16 protein-coding genes are annotated in these 18,354 nt (G+C 64.1%); 1 reads left to right on the top strand and 15 read right to left on the bottom strand.

Going from position 1 to position 18,354, the window contains the following annotated elements; all coding sequences use genetic code 11:
• Position 1: 1 nt before the first annotated feature.
• The 15 genes from madL to pilG all read right to left on the bottom strand — a co-directional run bounded on the left by madL (position 2) and on the right by pilG (position 17,134).
• Positions 2-406, bottom strand: coding sequence for a malonate transporter subunit MadL (gene madL, locus C8K58_RS05785; protein WP_027606068.1), 405 nt, complete (start codon positions 404-406; stop codon positions 2-4).
• Between the two features lie 67 nt (positions 407-473).
• Entirely contained in the window at positions 474-1,373 is a 900-nt protein-coding gene (mdcH, locus tag C8K58_RS05790) for a malonate decarboxylase subunit epsilon (RefSeq protein WP_108573372.1), read from the bottom strand.
• Complete coding sequence (locus tag C8K58_RS05795; protein WP_108573374.1) at positions 1,370-1,966, bottom strand: malonate decarboxylase holo-ACP synthase; 597 nt, start codon at positions 1,964-1,966, stop codon at positions 1,370-1,372. The genes mdcH and C8K58_RS05795 overlap by 4 nt, the downstream gene beginning before the upstream one ends.
• Entirely contained in the window at positions 1,960-2,730 is a 771-nt protein-coding gene (gene mdcE / locus C8K58_RS05800) for a biotin-independent malonate decarboxylase subunit gamma (RefSeq protein WP_027606071.1), read from the bottom strand. Before mdcE ends, C8K58_RS05795 begins: the two co-directional genes overlap by 7 nt.
• Positions 2,727-3,569 carry a biotin-independent malonate decarboxylase subunit beta gene (locus C8K58_RS05805; protein WP_027606072.1) on the bottom strand — a complete coding sequence of 281 codons (843 nt, stop codon included), beginning with the start codon at positions 3,567-3,569 and terminating at the stop codon, positions 2,727-2,729. Before C8K58_RS05805 ends, mdcE begins: the two co-directional genes overlap by 4 nt.
• Complete coding sequence (locus tag C8K58_RS05810; RefSeq protein WP_027606073.1) at positions 3,562-3,861, bottom strand: malonate decarboxylase subunit delta; 300 nt, start codon at positions 3,859-3,861, stop codon at positions 3,562-3,564. Before C8K58_RS05810 ends, C8K58_RS05805 begins: the two co-directional genes overlap by 8 nt.
• Positions 3,861-4,694, bottom strand: coding sequence for a triphosphoribosyl-dephospho-CoA synthase (locus tag C8K58_RS05815; protein ID WP_027606074.1), 834 nt, complete (start codon positions 4,692-4,694; stop codon positions 3,861-3,863). Before C8K58_RS05815 ends, C8K58_RS05810 begins: the two co-directional genes overlap by 1 nt.
• Positions 4,695-6,365 (bottom strand): malonate decarboxylase subunit alpha, encoded by a 1,671-nt coding sequence (gene mdcA, locus C8K58_RS05820; protein ID WP_065938129.1) that lies wholly within the window; start codon positions 6,363-6,365, stop codon positions 4,695-4,697. It abuts the gene before it with no gap.
• Positions 6,366-6,640: 275 nt separating this feature from the next.
• Positions 6,641-6,895 carry a DUF6124 family protein gene (locus C8K58_RS05825; protein WP_092355663.1) on the bottom strand — a complete coding sequence of 85 codons (255 nt, stop codon included), beginning with the start codon at positions 6,893-6,895 and terminating at the stop codon, positions 6,641-6,643.
• A 466-nt stretch (positions 6,896-7,361) separates the two neighbouring features.
• A complete protein-coding gene (locus tag C8K58_RS05835; RefSeq protein ID WP_027606077.1) occupies positions 7,362-7,817 on the bottom strand; it encodes a chemotaxis protein CheW in 456 nt (151 codons plus the stop codon).
• Positions 7,810-13,632, bottom strand: a complete 5,823-nt coding sequence (locus C8K58_RS05840; protein ID WP_108573379.1) for an Hpt domain-containing protein — start codon at positions 13,630-13,632, stop codon at positions 7,810-7,812. Before C8K58_RS05840 ends, C8K58_RS05835 begins: the two co-directional genes overlap by 8 nt.
• A gap of 97 nt (positions 13,633-13,729) precedes the next feature.
• A complete protein-coding gene (locus tag C8K58_RS05845) occupies positions 13,730-15,781 on the bottom strand; it encodes a methyl-accepting chemotaxis protein (RefSeq protein WP_027606079.1) in 2,052 nt (683 codons plus the stop codon).
• Positions 15,778-16,302: a chemotaxis protein CheW gene (locus tag C8K58_RS05850; RefSeq protein WP_027606080.1), complete on the bottom strand. Its 525-nt coding sequence runs from the start codon at positions 16,300-16,302 to the stop codon at positions 15,778-15,780. Before C8K58_RS05850 ends, C8K58_RS05845 begins: the two co-directional genes overlap by 4 nt.
• A 12-nt stretch (positions 16,303-16,314) precedes the next feature.
• Positions 16,315-16,680, bottom strand: a complete 366-nt coding sequence (gene pilH, locus C8K58_RS05855; protein ID WP_014720320.1) for a twitching motility response regulator PilH — start codon at positions 16,678-16,680, stop codon at positions 16,315-16,317.
• A gap of 46 nt (positions 16,681-16,726) precedes the next feature.
• Positions 16,727-17,134 (bottom strand): twitching motility response regulator PilG, encoded by a 408-nt coding sequence (pilG, locus tag C8K58_RS05860; RefSeq protein ID WP_027606081.1) that lies wholly within the window; start codon positions 17,132-17,134, stop codon positions 16,727-16,729.
• A gap of 240 nt (positions 17,135-17,374) precedes the next feature.
• Here pilG and gshB point away from each other — a divergent pair, with 240 nt between their 5' ends.
• Entirely contained in the window at positions 17,375-18,328 is a 954-nt protein-coding gene (gene gshB, locus C8K58_RS05865) for a glutathione synthase (RefSeq protein WP_027606082.1), read from the top strand.
• The last annotated feature ends 26 nt before the right edge of the window (positions 18,329-18,354 follow it).

Genomic DNA, 18,354 nt, shown 5'->3' on the forward strand with positions numbered 1-18,354 from the left:
ATCAGCGACCTCCCGCAGGCACGATCAACGGCTCTTCGGCGGGCAGAGGCTCGCCCTTGTGGGTACGGCTGATCAACGCAATGGTGCAACCGCAGACCACTACCGAACCAATCGCCGCCAGTACCGCGACCGGGCCGCCGTGCAGGGCGGTCACGACGTTCTGCTGCGCGGCCATCGCCACCACCACGGGAATGTACATGGCGCCCCAAAAGCCCACGCCCATCTCGCACTCCTTGGTCATGCCGCCGCGTTTTTGCATCCATAGGCGGGCGCAGATCAGCAGGATCATGGCGATGCCCACCCCGCCCACGTTGGATTTGACGCCCAGCAACACGCCGAGCATGTCGCCCATGATCACACCTGCCAGCGTGCAGATCGCCAGCAATGCCACACCGTAAATAATCATTGTTGTTGTCCTCGAAGTGCTCGATCGAAATTGTTGTTTTTGTGCTTCGACAGCCTTGGGTGGTGCTTTATCGGTGGCGGCGCTCCTCCTCTTCCAGCAGGGCCTGCAAGGTATCCAGGCGTGCGCCTTCGCAGGCGATCACTGTGCCTTGTTCGAACACGCGGCGTGACAGGCCGGTGAGCACGGCGCCCGGGGGCAGTTCGATTTGCAGGCGCACACCGCGCTCGTAGGCGCTTTGTACGGTGCCGCGCCAGTCAACGACGCGGCACATGTTGAAGGCCAGGTCGTCGCAAAGGTGTTCGGGGTTGTGGATCGGCCGCGCGCGGGTGCTGCTCAGGTAGGTGATGCGCGGCGCCTTGAGCGGGACAAATACCTGGGCCAGGGCCTCGGCCGGCTGCGCCAGCAGCGCGCAATGGGACGGCACACTGACGGCCAGGCGTTTGGCGATGCCGTTGCCCTTGATGCGCGCGGCGACACGCTTCATGGCCTCGTCGCTGCCGGCGATCACGCTCTGGTTATCGGCGTTGATATTGGCCAGGTACACCGGGGTTTCAGGGCTGTGGATGTCGGCGAGGAGTGTTTCGACGGTGGATAACTCCACGCCGATGATCGCGGTCATGCCGTAGCCGTGTGGATAAGCGTTTTGCATCAGTTGGCCGCGCAGGCTGACCAGCTTTACCGCATCGGCAAAATCCAGGGCCCCGGCGATGACCGCAGCCGGGTAGGCGCCGATGGACAGGCCCGCCACGTAATCCGGGGTGCGCTCCAACAGGCGGGCGTGGGCGACGCCGGCGATCAACAGGCACAGTTGCACGGCGCGGGTACTGGCCAGGGCTTGCGCTGAATCGAGCCGGCGCACGTCTTCGCCCAGGGCATCGCTGGCTTCTTCCAGCACAGGTTCGGGCAGCGACTGGAGCATGCCGAGTCGCTGGGCACCCTGCCCCGGAAACACCAGGAGGCTGCTCATGCCACGGCCTGCCAGGGATCGTCGACCAGGCGCGCGCCGCTGATGGTTTTCAACAGCACGCGACGTGATCCGCCAGCCCATTCGCGCAAGGCCACGGCGCCAAACGGGGTTTGCAGTTGCAGGTCCACAGGGCACACCGCCGTGTCCAGGCTCGCCAACAGGTCCTCGGCATCGGCGCGTTCAAGGCGCTTGGGCGTGCGCAGGATCAAATCCAGATCACTCTGGGCATGCAGTGCTTCGATGCCGGTGGCCAATTCAAAGCCTGCGCTACCGCTGACGCCCCATGCCTTGTGCACCAGCACCGAACGCAATTGAGCAAGCGCTTGCAGTGCGGGTATGTCCCGTAGCGAAACCACGTCGCGCAGGGCTTCCGGTGCAACGCGCCGCTGCACCGCCGCCAGCGGCATCTCGGCGGCGAACCGCTGCTCACGCAAACGCCCGCGCACGCCGACCGCCACATGCCCCGGCGCGGCAATGGCGCGGCGCACCACCACCGGGTGGCCGGCGCCAAGCGCCTCCAGCACCCAGGCCGGTGCATCGGCGGGCGCATGCGCCGGGGTCATGCCCCAGAGCAAGTCGTGGGCGTTCACCATTGTTCCCGCAGCAGTTGGCGAACCTGGCTGGACGCTGCGCGATTGGTCGCGCCGAGGCGTCCGCGCAGATCGGCGCTGCCGACGTCCTTGATCGCATTCACCAGGCAATCGCTGACCCGCGCTACATCGTCCGCCGTGGGCTGTTCAATCTGGCAGACCGACAAGGTCTCCCACAGCAAGCCGAGGCTGGCATAGCTGTCGATGTCATAGGCCATGGGCGGCACACTGGCGGCCAGGGCTTCCAGCTCTTCGACGCTGCGCAGGGTCACCCGCGCGGCCGAGGCCTTGCCCATGGCATGCACCATCACGCCGGGGTCGCGCAGGGCAATCAGGCGGTTGGCCTGGTAGCCATGGGCGAGGAACGCACCGGACATGGCCTTGCCCACCAGCAGCGCAATCACCGGGTGCCCGGCCAGGCGCGCGCGGGCATAACTGTCGGCGGCAGCGGCCAGGGCCTGATGGATGCCGAGGGCTTCTTCACGACGGCCGTAGGCCTGGCTGGGCACGTCGACGATGGCGATGATCGGGCGCTTGTCACCCCGGGCGATGGCTTCATCGACGGCCTTGGCCAACCCCCAGCCCTCCAACAAACCGACTTCGCCATTGCGTGCCCGAGGGAAGCGGTTTTGCGCGTCGGTCACTACGGCGACAAAGCGCACCTGTTGCTCACCCAATACACCGTCGGCCACCCTCAGCGACGCCGGCAAATCGTCTACAACTGGAGCGCCGGCGCTCAATGCGTTGAACCACTGCAAGCCTCTCATGAGCGTTCTCCCTGATACAGCTCGCGCACCGTCGCCGGGTCGATTTGCGCTACGGCGTCCAACTCGGCCAAGCGTGCGAGGTAATCATCAGCCTGGCGACTGCGCTGTTGTGCGGGCACACCCTGCTGCAGCAACGCGCTGACCGTCTGCTGGATCTGCGCCACATCATCGGCCACGTAACGGTCGGCCAGGCCACTGTTAAAACGCTGTTCGCCGCCCGTGAGGCTCCAGATAAAAGGACGGTCGCGGGAGTCGTACTCTTCCAGCCCGGCCTCCTGCTCGATCACCTGCGGACCGTTCAGCCCCAGGCGCGCTTCACGGGTGACGACGAGGTAGCTGCACAACCCGGCCGCAATGGACATGCCGCCGAAACAGCCAACGCTGCCCGCCACTACGCCGATCACCGGCTGGTACTGGCGCAGGTCGACAATCGCCGCGTGTATATCGGCAATCGCGGCCAGGCCGAGGTTGGCTTCCTGCAAGCGCACGCCGCCGGTTTCCAGCAGCAGCACGGCGCGGGTCGGGATGCCCTTGCGGTTGTCTTCGGCCGCCAGTTCCAGGGCGCCGGCGATTTTCGCGCCGCCCACTTCACCGAGGCTGCCGCCCTGGAAGTTGCCTTCAATGGCTGCAATCACCACAGGCAAGTCGCCGAGGCTGCCCTTGGCGATCACCACCCCGTCATCGGCCTGGGGCACAACACCTTGGCGGCTGAGCCAGGGCGACATGACCCGCTGGAACGGGTCGATCAGTTCGCGAAAGGTGCCGGCATCCAACAAGGCCTTGGCCCGCTGCCGCGCCCCCAGTTCCACGAAGCTGTGTTTAGCCAGCAAGTCAGTCATGGTCGATCTCCTCGAAACCCTGCTCCAGGCGCAGGCGCACCACGCCGGGGGTGGCGCCGAAATCGTGAATATCAATGTTCAGGGCCGGGGGCGTCTGCTCCTGGAAGATGCGTTCAAACAGGTGCTGCCAGCGTTGTTCGGCGCCATTTACCGAGGTCTGGACCTGGATGGTCAGCGTGCCGGCCGTGCCCGGCTCCAGCAGCACTTCCAGGTCGCCCGAGCCGACGCAGCCCACCAGCGCACGGCCTTTTGGCGGCTGCCCGGCGGGGAATTCAAAGGATAAGGTTTCCATCACAACGCTCCGTCGAGGCGGTCGATAAACAGGCAGGCGGCCAACAGGTCGGCGGCGCCGCCGGGGGAGGCATTCAGGGCCAGCAGTTGGTGGTCCAGTTCATGCAATTGGCGGCGCCCGGCGAGGCTTGCGCTGCCGCCGGCGTCCAGCACGGCCTGGGCGCCGCGCTGCATGGCATGCAGGCCTTCCACGCCGGCGCGATAGAGCACGCAGGTGTCGGCCAGCTCGGTCATGATCGCGAGCAAGGCGTCCAGGCGCGCGTTCTGTTCACCAGCATTTTGCTGGCGGCTTTTGTGCAGTTGCGGCAGACCACGTTGGGTCACGGCGGGGAAGCCCAGTTGCGCTTCTTCACGGGCACCGCGTGCGCCATAACGCTGGGCGACCTGGGCGCCGTGGCTCGGGGTTTGCGGCGCGTAACGGTCGTTGAGCAGGGCCAGTCTGGCGGCGTTCAGCGTTATGGCACGCGGTTCCAGGGCAGCCGCTGCGGTCAGCAGGCCGAGGGCCCAGATCGCACCGCGATGGGTGTTCACGCCGTGGGTGGTGACGAGCATCGCCTGTTCGCCTTCGCGCCCGATACGGCCGAGCGCTTCGCGCAGCGGCAAGCCGACCTCGCCGAATTCAAGCGCCGCCTCGGCCATCGCCTTGAACATCGGCCACAGCGACAGCGCCGAAGCGTGCATCAGCCCCAGGTGCAGATCACTGTGGGCGCCGTTGCCGCGGCGATCCACCAAGGCGGGCTTGGGTGACAGGTCGGCTTCATCGATCAGCGCATCGACGGCCATATCCGCCAGGCGATCCGCGAGGCTGAGTTCGTGCAGTTTAAGGGCGCGCATTTACCAGCTCCTGAATTTGGCGGGCGGGTTGTACAGGCCACCGGACCACTCCACCAGGTCGGCCACGCTCTTGGCGGCCAACAACTCGCGGGTGGCGTCGGTACGGCGGATGCCCAAATCTTCGGGCAAGGCGATCAGGCCCTCGCGGCGCATGCGCGCGGTGTCCTTGGGGTTGTGGCGCATGCCGATGGCGGTCACCCCGGCGACGGCGGCGATCATCGCCTGGCGCTCTTCCAGGGACCGCGCCTTGTACAGGTAGGCGATGCCTTCTTCGGTGAGCAGGTGGGTGACGTCGTCACCGTAGATCATGATCGGCGCCAGGGGCATACCGCTTTTGCGCGCCACTTCCACGGCGTCGAGGGTGTCGACGAAGGTGGGCTTGCCGCCTTCCTGGAAGGTCTCGACCATCTGCACCACGAGCTTTTTGCCGCGTTCCAGCAGCGCTTCCGGCGCGTCGCCGTGGCGCATGTCCAGCCATGCCGGCGTGCCGTGACGACGACCGCGCGGGTCGTGGCCCATGTTCGGCGCCCCACCGAAACCGGCGAGGCGGCCACGGGTCACGGTGCTGGAATGACCGTCGCCGTCGACTTGCAGGGTCGCACCGATAAACAGGTCCACCGCGTATTGGCCGGCCAGCTGGCAGAACATTCGGTTGGAACGCATCGAACCGTCGCGGCCGGTGAAAAACACATCCGGGCGCGCGGCGATGTAGTTCTCCATGCCCAGTTCGGTGCCGAAGCAGTGCACGCTTTCCACCCAGCCGCTTTCGATGGCAGGGATCAGCGTGGGGTGCGGGTTGAGGGTCCAGTTACGGCAGATCTTGCCCTTCAGGCCCAGGGATTCACCGTAGGTGGGCAGGATCAATTCAATGGCGGCGGTGTTGAAGCCGATCCCATGGTTGAGGGACTGAACATTGTGTTTTTCGTAGATGCCGCGGATCGCCATCATCGCCATCAGCACATGCACCGGCTTGATATGGCGCGGGTCGCGGGTGAACAGCGGCTCGATGTAGAACGGCTTGTCGGCCACCACCACGAAATCCACCCAACTGGCAGGGATGTCGACGCGGGGCAAGTCGCTGACGTCATCCACCAACTGGTTGACCTGCACGATCACGATGCCATCGCTGAACGCGGCGGGTTCGATCAGCGCGGGAGTATCTTCGGTGCTGGCGCCGGTGTAGATATTGCCGGCACGGTCGGCCATGAAACCGGCGGACAGTACGACGTTGGGGATCAGGTCCACCACCAGCCGTGCATAGAGTTCGATGTAAGTGTGGATCGCACCGATTTCCAGCAGGCCGTCTTCGAGCAGTTGGCTGATGCGCAGGGATTGGGTGCCGGCGAAGGAAAAGTCCAGCTTGCGCGCGATGCCCTTTTCAAACAGGTCCAGGTGCTCGGACCGCCCGACGCTGGGCATGATCATGTGCAAATCGTGGAGCTTGGCCGGGTCGGCCTTGGCCAGGGAGCGCGAGAGGAAGTCGGCCTGCTTCTGGTTGTTGCCTTCCAGCACCACGCGGTCGCCGGGGAGGATCAGGGCCTCAAGCGCTTCGACAATCCTGTCACTGGGCAAAACCGCCCCGTCTGCATACTGCAAAACCCGCCCGAGCCGCCGCTGCTTCTCGTCACGCCGCCGCGTCCAGCGCGAGTCGGGGGTAGTTATTGTTGTCATGGTCGCTCCACGGGTTTGCTGTCGTGGGCTGTACCTTAGGAGTGATTCGGGGGGCCATCAATCAAGCTTAGCGGTGGATCGTTACGGTTGGAGTAATGGAGAATCAGCAAACACTGATCCGAGCCAAAAGATGATCTAAATGTGGGAGGGGCTTGCCCCCGATAGCGGAGGGTCAGCTAAGTGATGTATCAACTGACACTCAGCCATCGGGGGCAAGCCCCCTCCCACATTTGTTCAGTGATGCCTGTTAGATAGCGGTCCCAAACAGGGGCTGATCAGTCCCTGTTTGGGACCTTTTCCAGCGAAGGGCTGACCTGCTCCAGCGCCCGATCCACCAACAACTGCCCCAACTCGGCCATTTGCTGGATCCCGAGCATGATGGCGCGCTGGGAAGTGTCCAGGTCGAAGGCCAGGTTGCAGGTGAGTGCGTTGAGGGAGGACAGGGTTTCGCTGGCGTTGACCAGCAGCGTTTCGGTGGTTTGGTGGGGGTTTACGGCGAAGAGAGGCAGATTAGGGGTAGGTTTGATCATGATGAAACTCCTAAACAGTCAGTAAGGAGCGCCACCGTTCGCTTGCACGCGAATGAGGGTGGCGACCGTGTGCAGGTGTGCAAGACCGGGCCTGTTTAGGACACCCAGCAGGTCCGAAGACCTCCTGCGCGCAGCCGCCATAAAGCAGCGAGCACAAAAAACGCCCGTTGGTTGGCAGGGCGTTTGTACGCCTAAACAGTTTCGTCGGACTTGCACGTCCGTGTCACCGTTTTTTGCGATGACGGGACGAAGACTAGGCGCGCGGGCTGCACGCGACAAGTTCATGCACAGCCCAAAATCTTGCAGGAAAAATCCTAAGACCACCCGCAATCCGTCAAACACCGGCACTTTAATGTGGGAGGGGGCTTGCCCCCGATGGCAGTGGGTCAGCCACCAGATGCAGTGACTGACACACCGCCATCGGGGGCAAGCCCCCTCCCACAGGGGATCCTCACATGACTTAGATTCAGGCCAGTCCGGACTCGACCAATAAGGCTTCAAGCCCCATCAAATCCGGCACCTTAGCCACATGTTCCCCCACCTGCACCGCCGCCAGTTCCAGCGGGCACAGCGGCACGTCCACGTAGCTCAATTCGCTATCGAGCTTGTACGACCGTGGAATCCCCTGGATCACCAGCGCAATGAACTTCAACGTCGGTCGGCCGCCCAGTGCATTCAACACCACGATCCGCGAGCGTTCGCCGGTCACGCCGGCCTCGCCGCACGCCGCTTCAAAGCTGATCAACGGGATTTGTCGATCTCGCCACGTCACTTGCCGCAAATACCACGGCGGCGCATCGCTGGCCGGTTCGCCGCGCTGGAAGTCGATCAACTCGGCGATGGCGACGTTGGGCAGTATCAGGTGGCGGTCGGCCAGGGGCAGGAGCAGGCCGGTGAGTTGGCTGGTGCGGTGGTCAAGCACGGGATTTGCTCCAGTAGGCGATGCTTTCGAGCAGCACCGATTCCTGGTACGGCTTGCCCAGGTAGTCGTTGACGCCGATGGCCATGGCGCGGTCGCGGTGTTTCTGGCCGGTGCGGGAGGTGATCATGATGATCGGCAGGCGCATCAGCCGGGGGTCATTGCGCACCTGGATGGCCACTTCGAAGCCGTCCATGCGCGGCATTTCGATGTCGAGCAGCATCAGGTCGGGGGTATGTTCCTCGAGCACGGCAAGGGCGTCGATGCCGTCCTTGGCGGTGAGTACGTTCATGCCGTTGCGCTCCAACAGGCGGCTGGTGACTTTGCGCACGGTGACCGAGTCGTCCACCACCAGCACCAGCAGCGGGCGCTTTTTCAGCGGGTCGTTGAGGATCAACGGAGCATCCACCGCCTGGGCCGGCAAGGCCGGTTGCCGGGCGCGGATGTGCGCGAGCAGGTCGATGATCAACACCACGCGCCCATCCCCCAGGATGGTCGCGCCGGATAACCCCTGCACCCCGGAAAACTGCGGGCCCAGGCCCTTGACCACAATCTCCCGGGTGCCGGCCATGGCGTCCACATGCACCGCCACACGGCGCTCGTTGCACTGCACCAGCAACACCGGCACGGGTTGATACTGGCCCAGTAATTTCGGGCGACCGACGGTGTGCAGCAGGTCACCCAGGTAAAACAGCTCGTAGCGTTGGCCGGCATATTCATAACACGGCGGATCCTGCTGGTAGTGCCCCGCCAGCTCATGGGGCAGCACCCGCACCAGACCTTCGATGGTGTTGAGCGGGATCGCATATTGATCGTCCGCGCAGTGCACCATCAACGCCCGATTGACCGACACGGTAAACGGCAGGCGGATGCGAAAGTGCACGCCCTCCCCCGGTGTCGAGTCAATGAACATCGAGCCGCCGAGCTGGCGCACTTCTTCGTGCACCACGTCCATGCCCACGCCGCGCCCGGAAATCTGCGTGATCTTTTCCGCCGTGGAGAACCCCGGCTGCAGGATGAACTGCAACACATCACGGTCGCTCATCTCTTGATGAGGGGAGAGCAAACCGCGCTTGATCGCCTTGCGCCGCACCGCGTCCAGAGGCACACCGGCACCGTCGTCGCGCATGTCGAAAACGATATCGCCGCCTTCGTGGGTCAGGTCCAGGGTGATGCGGCCCTTCTCCGGCTTGCCGGCCAACAGCCGCGCATCGCGGGGCTCCAGGCCATGGTCGACGGCGTTGCGCAGCATGTGTTCCAGCGGTGCCGCCATGCGCTCCAGCACATTGCGGTCCATTTCACCCTCGGCATTGCCGACGATGAACTCCACGTCCTTGCCCAACTCGCCCGCCACCTGGCGCACGATGCGTTTGAGGCGCGGCAGCATGCGCTCGAAGGGCACCATGCGCGTGCGCATCAGGCCTTCCTGCAACTCGGTGTTGATGCGCGCCTGTTGCTGCAACAGGCCATGGGCGTCCTCGTTGCGGCGGTCGAGGGTGTCCTTGAGGTCGAGCAGGTCGGAGGCCGATTCCGACAGCGCCCGGGACAGCTGCTGCAACTGCGAATGACGGTCCATTTCCAGCGGATCGAATTCTTCATAGCCCAGGCGCTCGGCCTCGGCCTGTTGACGACTGAGGATTCGCCCCTGGGTTTCGGTGTCGAGGCGGCGCAGTTGGTCGCGCATGCGTTCGATAGTGGTTTCCACCTCATGCAGGGCAATGCGCGCGTCGTTGACTTGCTGCTCGATACGACCACGGAAGATCGAGGTCTCGCCGGCCAGGTTGACCAGGTCGTCCAGCAGGTCAGCGGAAATCTTCACCATGTCGGCGCCGGGATCAACCACCGCTTCGGCCTTGCCTGCGGGCAGCGCCACGGGCGTCACGGGCTCATCGCTGGGGTGCACCAGGCTCTTGATACGTTCGATAAGCTTGTCCACCGAACCCACCGGCAGCCCATCCGCCACGGCGTCGATCATCTGCGCCAGGCGGTCGTGGCAGCCCTGCAGCAACGCGAACAGTTCGGCGGACGGCGCGAGCAAACCGGCCGACAGCCCTTCGTAGAGAAATTCCAGCTCATGGGCCAGGTCACCGATCGGCCCGATCTCGACCATGCGCGCGCCGCCCTTGAGGGTGTGCAGGTCGCGCAGCAGGGTTTCGACTTCCTGGCGATTGTTCGGCTCGGCCTGCCAGCGCAGCAAGGCGCTGCCGGAGCTGTCGAGAATGTCGGCGGCTTCTTCGAGGAAGATGTCCAGCAACTCGGGGTCGGTGCCCGGCGTTTCCGCAGGTGGGGCGGCCTGTACAGCCGGCATGCCGCCCTGGCGTAGCGCGCGCAACCGGGCGACCAGTTCGGCGCTGTCGCTCAAGGGTTGATGGTGCTGCAGTTCCTCCAGTTGCAAGGCCAGTCGCTCATGGCTGGCCATCAGCACCTGCGACAACTCGCTGGAGTAGCTGTAGCGCCGATCCACCAGGCCTTCGTACAGGCATTCCAGTTCATGGGCCAGGTCGGCCACCGGTCCGATGTCGGCCATGCGCGCGCCGCCCTTGAGGGTGTGCAGATCGCGCTGCAGGGACGACAACGGCGCGGCACTGTCCGGCTCCAGCAGCCAGCGTTTCAGGGACTGCCCCGCACTGTCGAGAATATCCACGGCTTCTTCGAGGAAGATTTCCACGAGTTCATCGTCGATCCACGTGTCATCCTGCAGTTGCGCGGTGGCGGCGCCCAGTTCGGAGATGCTCAAGGCGCGGCTGCCGTCGCTTTTGATCAGGCCGGTGGCAGAAGGGTCCAGTGCATCGTCCAACAGTTCGCGCAGGGCGTGTACACGTGCCGGTGCCGGGATGATTTCCTGGCCGGCGGCCAATTGATCGAGCATGTTGATCAGCGCTTCATGGGCCTGCTCGGCCTCATGGAAAAATCGCTCGCTGACCGCCAGGCTGCTTTCTTCCACGGCGCCGTAGAGGTCGAGCAAGGCTTCGCAGAGTTCATCGATGGCGTGCAGGTCAGCGACATGGGCGCCCTCCCCCAGCGTGGTCAATTCATCCAGCAGCGCGGTGAGTTCCTGGCGTTCGCCGGGGTGCTGCTGCCAGCGGCGCAGCAGGCTTTCGGCGTCGAGCAGAATGTCCATGCCCTGGGCCAGGAAGTTGGCGATCAGTTGCGGGTCGCGCTTGATCCGCAACCCCGTGTTGGGGGCGTCGAGCAGCGCGGCCAGTTGATGGTCGAGCAGGGCCTGGGTCCGGCGGATCAAGTCATCCGCGCCCTTGATCGGCACCAGGGGATCGCGGTCCAGTTGACGCAACCCACGCTGGAACAGGCCTTCGGCTTCCAGCAGCAACTCGACTTCGTCCAGGTCCAGCGGCAGGCGATGGGCTTTGTATTCGCGGGTCAGGTGATCCAGTGGGCGCACCAGCTCGGCGATCGGCAACACGCCGGCCATGTAGGCGCTGCCCTTGAGGGTGTGCAGGGCGCGTTGCAGTTCATCGCTGACTTGCAGCGGCACATGCTCGGCGGCCTGCTGCAGGAAGTGGTTGAGGCTGTCCAGATGGCTCTGGGCTTCGTTGCGGAAGATCTCCAGCAGCATCGGATCGTGGGGTTCGCCGACCGACGCTGGGGCGCCGTTGGCCCAGGCGTGGGCGCGGGCGGCCAGGGCGTCGACCTCATCGCGCTGGTGTTGCTCGCCCGTCGCGAAGTCGGCGATCAATGCCGGCAGCAGGGCCACGGCGTCATCCAGCACCTGTTGGATCTCGGGGCCGAGGGCCACGCTGCGCTCGAGCACACGGTTCAGCAGGTTTTCCACGGCCCAGGCCAATTCTGCCAGCACCAGGGCGCGCACCATGCGGCCGCTGCCTTTCAGGGTGTGGAAGGCGCGGCGCATTTCGCCCTGGGCGGTTTTGTCCGCGCTGTTGGGCAGGTGACGGTGCAGCACCTCAAGGACTTCCTCGGTTTCTTCGAGGAAGACGTCGCGCAGTTCATCGTCGATGGGCGCTTCATCGGCCGGCGGCGGCAGCAGGCTACCGGGGCGTTGCAAGGCCGGCGGATTGAGGCCCGAAGTGGGGTTGGCCAATGCGTCGAACTGGGACTGGCTGGGCGCAACCTCGCTCGACAGCGCGCCATCGGGTGCTGCCAGCGCCTGGCGCCAGGGTTTTTCGGCGGGCAGGTAACCCAGCGCAGCCAGGCTTTGGGTGGCCAGTTCCAACACCCGCTCACCGGCGGCGTCCGGGTCCTGGAGCATGCGTTCGAGGTAATACTCCAGGCTGCTGATCACATCGGCGAAATGCCCCAGTTGCAGCTCCGACGGCGGGCTGTCGTTGACCATCAACTGTTCGTCGACGTAATCGGTGCAACCGCGCATCAGGCTGGCCGCGCGGGGCAAGGGGATCATCGCCAGCGCGCCGCGCACCTGGCTCAGCAGTTCCGGCAGGGATTCCAGGCGCTGGCGGTCCCAATCGGCTTCGATACAGTCGATCACCAGCTCCTTGGCTTGCTGCAGGCACTGGCAGGATTCGCGGATGACCAACTGGTGGATCTGGGTCAGGTCGGTGGTGGGCAGGCGGCTTTCTTCGTGGCCTTCCGGCTCGACGGTGCCGACCATTCCCGCCAGCGTGGCTTCCACATAGAGCAACGCACCGGCGACGTCCATCAACACCGCATCGTTGGGCTCGCGATGCCCCTGGGCCAGGCTCAATACCACGGCCAGCTGGTCGATGATGACTTTGCGCGGCTGGCCAAACCCCAGCACCGCGAGGGTATCGGCAATCTGTCGCAGGGGCGCCAGCAGCGCGTCGAGGTCGCTCGTGTGCTGGCGGTCGCTGCGCACGAACAGGTCGAGGCGCTCTTTGACCCGCACCAACTCTTCACACAACGCACCGAGCACCGAGCCCATGGCGTTGCGATCCGGCCCGGCAAGGCGCGCGCGTTCGGCGTCCACCACCGTGCTGTCGGGCAAGGCCTCATCCAGGCTGTAGCGCTCTTTCAGACTCTGCATGCGCGGGGTCGGCCGGGTGACTTTGGCGACGTAAAACAACAGGCTCTTGAGCAGTTCATCCGGTGCGGGCTGGTTGATCCCGCCGATGCCCTGCGCCAGCAGGCGCTTGAGCTGCTTGTCGCTGGCCTTGAGCAGGCTGCGCAGCGCCGGGCTGTTGGCGACCACGCCGGTGAGCATGCCCTCGACCAGCGCCGACGCCACTTGCCACAGCGGCAACAGCGGCGCGCCCTGGCACAGCGCCTCAAGGCGCGCGAACACCCGCGCCATGTCTTCCAGGTTGCTCGGCCCGTGGTCTTCACGCAGCAGCCCGGCGAGGGCTTGCTGCAACAGTTGATGCCACTGGCGCAGTTGCGCCTGGAGGTCGGCCGGCGCGCGTTGGGCCAGGGCGTCCTCGGCAAGCGGCGCAATCGACAGCAGTTGCGGGCTGAACAAGCTGGTTTCCGACAGCAGGCTTTCGCCGTGGGCACTGCGCAGGTCGTTGAGCAGCGGCAGCACCACCAGCGGTAAATCACGGCGAGCGCTGTGCACCCGGTCAAGGTACAACGGCAGTTGGCCCAAGGCCTGTTGCAGCAGGCGGATACTTTCCTCGCGCTGGCCGACATGCCCGGCCTGGAGCGCCAGGGCCAGTTCCTCGATCTCTTCGGCCAGCAGCGCCGCGCCGTAGAACTCGACCATTTGCAGCGCACCATGCACCTGGTGGATAGCGTCCAGGCACTGGCTGATCACGCCATCGTCGTGGGTCTCGACAAATGCATCCAGCGCCGAACGGGCCTGCTTCAGGGTTTCGGCAATGTCGCCCTTGACCCATTCAAGGGCCACGTAGTCGTGCCGATCAACCATAACTGCTCCGCTTAGAATTCGTGGGTTGCCTGGATCTCAAAGCCAATAGAGATCTAGTGTGGGAGGGGGCAAGCCCCTCCCACATTTGGATCGCATTTCAATCATCAACCTGTTTGGCCGCAGGCAAGGTGAAACCCGACACCGACCTGCGCAACTGGCTGGCCATCTTCGCCAAGTTGCCGATGCTTTCGGCGGTAGCGGTGGAGCCCGATGACGTCTGCGTGGTGATCTGCTGGATCACGTTCATGGTCAGGGAGATCTGCCCCGCCGATGAGGTCTGTTGCTGCGCCGCGTTGGAGATGCTCTGGATCAGCGCGGCCAGGGTTTTCGATACGCCTTCGATCTCTTCCAGCGCCACCCCGGCGTCCTGGGCCAGCCGTGCACCGCGCACCACTTCGGTGGTGGTCTGCTCCATGGAAATGACGGCTTCGTTGGTGTCGGCCTGGATCGCGCGCACCAGGGTTTCAATCTGCCGGGTGGCCGCCGACGAACGTTCGGCCAGCCGCTGCACTTCATCGGCCACCACCGCAAAGCCGCGCCCGGCATCCCCGGCCATGCTCGCCTGGATCGCGGCGTTGAGGGCGAGGATGTTGGTCTGGTCGGCAATGTCGTCGATCAGGCTGACGATGTCGCCAATCTCCTGGGACGACTCGCCCAGGCGCTTGATGCGCTTGGCGGTGTCCTGGATCTGTTCGCGGATGTTGTCCATGCCGTGGATGGTGTTGTGCACCACCTCGTTGCCTTTGTTGGCGATTTCCACCGAACGTTCCGCCACCGCCGATGATTCGGCCGCGTTGGCCGACACCTGGTCGATGGACTGGGCCATCTGGTTGATCGCGGTGGAGGCTTCGGCGATCTGCTGGGCCTGATGCTCGGAGGCCTGGGCCAGGTGCATGGCGGTGGCCTGGGTCTCTTGCACGGCACCCGCCACTTGCCCGGCGGTGAGGTTGATGGTGGCCACCAGGTCGCGCAGTTGGTCCACGGAATAGTTGATGGAGTCGGCGATGGTGCCGGTGAAGTCTTCGGTCACCGAGGCGGTCACGGTGAGGTCGCCGTCGGCCAGGTCTTCGATTTCATCGAGCAGGCGCATGATCGCGTTCTGGTTGCGCTCGTTCTTCTCGGCGGTCTCGTGCAGTTGGCGGTTGGTTTCGCGCACCATCACCAGGCCGATCAGGATGATCGAGGCCAGCGCCAACAGGCCCAGCACATAGCCGCCGATGGTGTCGAAGCTGCGTCCGCTGGCGAGGTTTTCAAAACCGGTGGCCAGGTGCGAGGCTTCATCGAGCAGGGTTTGCGACAGGTTGAAAATATTGCTCGCCGAGGCGCGGACCTGGAACAGCTGCGGCGAGGTTTCGAGAATTTCATCCACGGAGCCGGAGACAAACTCGAACAACTCGGCGATTTCCGCCAGCCGCGCGCGGGCATCGCGGTCTTCTACCTGAGTGATGCGCAGCCCGGGGTTGCCGTTGAGCATGCCATTGAGCACCTGCCCGAAGCGATTGGCATCGCGGCCAAAGGTGTCGGCGGCCTGGACGGCGGTTTCGTCACCGGCCAGCACCGTGTTGACCGCGCCCAGGATACGCTCGGCCAGCAGCGACTGGCGCTGGGCCAAGGCCACCTGGCTGGCCGGCGCGCCGCGTTGCAGCAGGATGTCGACGACCTTTTCCGACTCCATCTGCAATTGCGGTACGGTTTCGGCGAGGGTCGCGGCCACTTGGTGCAGGGACAGCACGGTCTGTTCGCTGGCGAGGATCGCGTCGGTGTTTTTCAGCAGCGCCTCCCAATCGGTCTGCACCGCGCGCATTTCGGCACGGACCGCACTGGGCGCAGCGGGCAGGCCGGTTTCCGGGTCGCCTTTTTTCAGGTAGCCCCAGCGTCGGGCAAAGTCGTTGCGCGCATCGCCCAACAGCTTGAATGCGGCGGCCTTGCCGGCGGCGGCTTCGGTAGCGTTCTTGGCAATGCGTTGGGACAGCACGCGCAGTTCACCGGCGTGGCCGATGTACTGCTTGTCATAGGTGGACTGGGTGTTGAGGTAAGCGAAGTTGGCGAACAGCAGCATGATGAATACGATCAGCGCGATAAACAGCACGATGATCTGTGAACGGCTGCGTGAGCCGGCCTGGGGTTTGGGCGTAGTAGCGGTGGTCATGCGGCGACATCCATGAAGCCAGGGGCCTGGGCCAGGGCGAAGGGGCTGAAGACCTGCCACAGCGGCTCGCCGTCGAATTGGCCCTGGATAAATGGCGCGCCGGGGCTGGGGCTCACCAGCAAGGCGTCTTGTGCAAAATGCTGCATCCCCACCACCTCGTCTACCAGCAGCCCGACAAACAGATCGTTGTATTCCACCACCAGCACCCGCCGTTGCTTGCGCGCCTTGGACAGCTCAAGCCCAAGGAAGCCGCCGAGGTCCATCACCGGCAGCAAACGCCCGCGCAGGTTAGCAACACCCTTGACCCAGGCCTTGACCCCGGGCATTAAAGTGCAACGCGGCTCATGCAGGACTTCGGCGACTTCGCCCATGGGCGCGACATACCAATGCTGCCCCAGGCGAAAGCCAATCCCGCTCCAGCGTTGCAGGCGGGTTTCCTGGGATGGCAGGTCGGCGGCCAGCAGGCGGCAGCGGCGGTCGATGTCCAGCAGCAACTCGAAGGCGGTTTGCGACTCGGTCATGATGGCGTGCCGTCAGCCGGCCAGCACCTTGTTCAGGGTGGCGATCAGGGTTTCCTCGTCCACAGGCTTGGTCAGGTAATCCTTGGCACCCTGGCGTGCGCCCCAGATCTTGTCGGTCTCCTGATCCTTGGTGGTGATGATGATGATCGGGATGCCGTTGGTTTCCGGCTCCTTGGACAGCTGGCGGGTGGCCTGGAAGCCATTGAGGCCCGGCATCACGATGTCCATCAGCACGGCGTCAGGCTTTTCCTGGCGGGCCAGGGCCACGCCGTCGGCGCCGTTCTCGGCCTTGAGGACCTGGTGGCCGTGCTTTTCCAGCATGCCGGTCAGTTTGTACATTTCGGTCGGCGAATCGTCGACGATCAGAACACGTGCCATGGTTTTCCCCACTACATTGGTCGGCGCCGGCCCTTGTGAGGCGGCGTCAGTGTGCTTGTTCCACTGCGGCGAACCCGGGCACATAGGCCTTGATCGCACTCAGCAGTTCTTCCTTGCTGAAAGGCTTGGTCAAAAACTGATCGACACCCACGATGCGCCCCTTGGCCTTGTCGAACAGACCGTCCTTGGAGGACAGCATGATCACCGGGATCGACTTGAACACCGGGTTGTTCTTCACCAGGGCGCAGGTCTGATAGCCATCCAGGCGCGGCATCATGATGTCGACAAAGATAATGTGCGGGTGATGATCCACAATCCGGGCCAGGGCATCGAAACCGTCGATGGCCGTGATGACATCGCAGCCCACGTTCTTCAACAGCGTCTCGGCGGTGCGGCGGATCGTCTTCGAATCGTCGATCACCATCACTCTCAAGGCGTTGGAATGCTGTTCCATATCTGCTCTACCATCGCCACAGCGAATCGGTTTTCGGTGTGTACTGCCTGATGTTGCACAGGATGAGCGCCGCAGGCCTTGGAATTCAAGGGCTGCTGCGCCGTGGCAGTCTTTTTAGCACAGTCTCGGGGAGCAATCTATCGAGGCACCCGCCCGGTGGTTTTTCCTTGACCCACAACAGCCGCAGCGCCACTCTGACGCCACTTTTATGCGCCCCAATTTTGCTAGAGGAAATCCCCCATGAGCGTTCGCGTCGGCATTGTCATGGACCCTATCGCCAGCATTTCCTATAAAAAGGACAGCTCGCTGGCCATGCTCCTGGCCGCCCAGGCCCGCGGCTGGAGCCTGTTCTATATGGAGCAGCGCGACCTTTACCAGGGCGACGGCGAGGCCCGTGCACGCATGCGCCCGCTGCAGGTGTTTGCCAACCCCGAGAAGTGGTTCGAACTGCAGGACGAAATCGACAGCCCCCTGAGCGACCTCGACGTGATCCTGATGCGCAAGGACCCGCCGTTCGACATGGAGTTCGTCTACTCCACCTACCTGCTGGAGCAGGCCGAGCGTGCCGGCGTGCTGATCGTCAACAAGCCGCAAAGCCTGCGCGACTGCAATGAAAAGCTGTTCGCCACGTTGTTCCCGCAGTGCACGCCGCCCACCGTGGTCAGCCGTCGTGCCGACGTGCTGCGTGAATTTGCCGCCAAACACGGTGATGTGATCCTCAAGCCGCTGGACGGCATGGGAGGCACCTCGATCTTCCGTCACCGCGCCGGCGACCCGAACCTGTCGGTGATCCTCGAAACCCTGACCGCCCTGGGCACCCAGCAGATCATGGGCCAGGCCTACCTGCCGGCGATCAAGGACGGCGACAAACGCATCCTGATGATCGACGGCGAGCCGGTGGATTACTGCCTGGCGCGTATTCCGGCGGCGGGCGAGACCCGTGGCAACCTGGCAGCAGGCGGTCGAGGCGAAGCGCGGCCGTTGTCCGACAAGGACCGCTGGATCGCCAGCCAGGTTGGCCCGACCCTGCGGGAAAAGGGTTTGCTGTTTGTAGGCCTTGACGTAATTGGGGAAAACCTCACCGAAATCAATGTCACCAGCCCGACCTGCATTCGCGAGATCGATAACGCATTTGGCACGAACATCGGCGAAATGTTGATGGCCGCCATCGAACGCAAGCTGCAGGCCAACTGATATAGAACAGCCGGACACATACCAAC

Origin of the sequence: Pseudomonas sp. GV047, assembly GCF_003058245.1 — a bacterium.
GTDB classification, from domain to species: Bacteria; Pseudomonadota; Gammaproteobacteria; order Pseudomonadales; family Pseudomonadaceae; genus Aquipseudomonas; species Aquipseudomonas marginalis.